The sequence below is a fragment of the Emticicia sp. genome (genome assembly GCF_049241225.1).
Classification (GTDB): domain Bacteria; phylum Bacteroidota; class Bacteroidia; order Cytophagales; family Spirosomataceae; genus Emticicia.
Genome location: NZ_JBMLRC010000082.1, coordinates 1 through 2,712, shown reverse-complemented (window position 1 = coordinate 2,712; position 2,712 = coordinate 1). Strand labels below are relative to the sequence as shown.

Below are 2,712 nucleotides of genomic sequence, written 5' to 3'. Positions count from 1 at the left end.
AAACGGGACGAATCAAAAACTTCGAGCAAGCAGTTGCTCACACAGGAAAACTTTGTACTACCTATCCGTTTGATGATTCGGATATTTACAAAATCATCGAAGGTGCAGCTTACTCGCTTCATGTAAAATATGATGCTAAACTCGACACTTACATCGACTCGCTCATTACGCTCATTGGCAAAGCCCAAGAACCCGATGGCTATCTTTACACTACTCGCACGATGGGCGACACAACCCATCCGTGGATTGGGAAGGAACGCTACGAAAAAGAACACGAATTGAGCCACGAACTCTATAACATGGGGCATTTCTACGAAGCCGCAACGGCTCATTATTTGGCCACAAAAAAGCGAAATATGTTGGATATTGCCATCAAAAATGCCGACCATCTTTTGACAGTTTTTGGGCCAGGGAAAAAGGCCGTTGCCCCTGGGCATCAAGTAATTGAAATTGGTTTGGGAAAACTTTACCGAGTGACAGGTAATCAGAAATACCTTGATTTATCGAAGTTTTTTATTGATTGTCGAGGCCAACGAAAATACGAAAAGAAAACGGGCGATAAAGATGCAACTGTCTGGCAGACAGGAGCTTACTGGCAAGATAATATTCCTGTAACGCAGCAAACCGAAGCACTCGGACACTCGGTGCGTGCTGGTTATTTGTACGCAGGAATGGCCGATGTGGCTTCAATGACCAATAATTTGGAATATTTAACGGCTCTCAATAAAATTTGGGACAATGCTTTCTCGAAGAAAACCTACATCACGGGTGGACTCGGACAAGCAGGAAATTGGGAGGGTTTCGGCCCTGATTATGAGTTATCGAATCATGCGGCTTATTGCGAAACGTGTGCGGCCATTTCGAGCGTTTACTGGAATCATAGAATGTTTATGATGTACGGCGACTCGAAGTATATTGATATTTTAGAGCGAACACTCTATAACGGACTCATCAGCGGCATCGGGCTTGATGGAAAATCATTCAACTACGAAAACCCGATGGAATATAACTACCAAAAAGGTAAGTTAAGTGGCGAAAACAAGCGTTCTCCGTGGTTTGGCTGTTCGTGTTGCCCAACTAATATTTGTCGTTTTATGCCTTCGATTCCGAGTTATGTATATGCTCAAAAAGATAATCAAGTATATGTAAATTTGTTTATGAGCAACACAACAACTTTGGAGGTTTTACCAAAAGAAAGCGTAACGATTTCGCAAACTACTGAATATCCGTGGCATGGAATGGTAATCATCGGGGTCGAGCCAACTAATAAAAATGGATTGAAATTCCCGCTACATATCCGCATTCCGGGCTGGGCAAGAGATGAGGCTTTTCCTACTGACCTATACCGATATAAAGATAAATCAAATGAGAAACCATCGTTGAATGTAAATGGCCAGATTTTAGAATACAAAATCGAAAATGGCTATATGATTGTGGATAGAGTTTGGAAAAAAGGCGATAAAGTAATGATGAATTTGCCGATGAGTGTGAAGCAAGTTGTGGCCAACGAAAAAGTAAAAGATAATATCGGTAAGATTGCGATTGAGCGTGGCCCGATTGTTTACTGTGCCGAATTTGTTGATAATAACGGACTTACATCTAACTTGGTAGTGCCTGATAATCAGAACTTTGCAACAGAATTTCAGACAAGTTTATTGAATGGCGTTATGACTCTCAGAGGCTCGGCAAATGCCTTGAGTATCGAAAATAATTCATCAGTTTCGACCAAAACTCAACCTTTAGTTTTGATTCCGTATTACGCTCGCTCGAATCGTGGGCAAGGAGAAATGAGAATTTGGTTTCCTACCCGAATCAAGAATTTGGAGATTATGACTGAGTAAATATTAAATTTGAGATAATCAAAAAAGGGAATGCCGTAAGCATTCCCTTTTTTGATTATTTATTTCATTCATTAATTACAACCACCAATTTCTGCTCTAAAAATAGTACCACTATCGGCTTTAAAACCAGCGTTTAGCTCCACCGATTTTGCTTGATAAGTAGCGTTTGCTGTGCCAGTTACTGCATTGGTAGCAGTAATTTTTCCATTTGTGCTTGATGCTTGCTTGATTTGAGTGCCTGACGTGTAATCATCGACTGGGCTTACCAAATTTAGTACCGTAACGCATGGATTTACAGCCAAATTGAAGCGTAACATAACAGGGTAGTGGTCAGAGGTTGTCGAACCATAACTCGTAATATAAGATTCTGCATTACTCACCCTTGCCGAGTTAGCTATATATTCGGTTGTAAGTTCATTCGAGCTAATAATATGGTCAATCATATCGCTAAAACCAACTGTGCTTTTTAAACCAGCATCACTCAACGAACGGGTATTCATATTGTATTTGGTTGGGTCATTATTATAAGCGATATAACTTGTCTGATTGTTTGGTACACCAGCTGTTGTTGCTACTGTAAAGTCAATATCATCGTTAAAGTCTCCCATCATTACAATTGGAAGTGTCGGGAATTGAGCATCAAGTGTATCTTTTAGTGCTTCCACATCAAACTTTCTCATGTTATATCTGCTCAAAGCTTCTGCGGGAGTTGTTCCAGTATTTGCTCGACCATGAACACCAATAAACATTATTCTTTTAGAGGGGGTATTCGGAATATTTACATCGGCTGTGAGTGTAAAAGGCAAACGACCAGATGCCCAAAAACGAGTTTTATCGGCATCAGGAAACGAGTTTAATACCGCAGGAACGC

At 40.6% G+C, this 2,712-nt stretch carries 2 protein-coding genes; one reads left to right on the top strand and one right to left on the bottom strand.

Going from position 1 to position 2,712, the window contains the following annotated elements; translation table 11 throughout:
- Positions 1-1,841: glycoside hydrolase family 127 protein (locus ACOVO2_RS05195; RefSeq protein ID WP_421768944.1), on the top strand; the 1,841-nt coding region annotated here is incomplete at its 5' end.
- A 71-nt stretch (positions 1,842-1,912) separates the two neighbouring features.
- Here ACOVO2_RS05195 and ACOVO2_RS05190 read toward each other — a convergent pair.
- The coding region (locus ACOVO2_RS05190; protein WP_421768943.1) for a 3-coathanger stack domain-containing protein at positions 1,913-2,712 on the bottom strand (800 nt) is incomplete at its 5' end.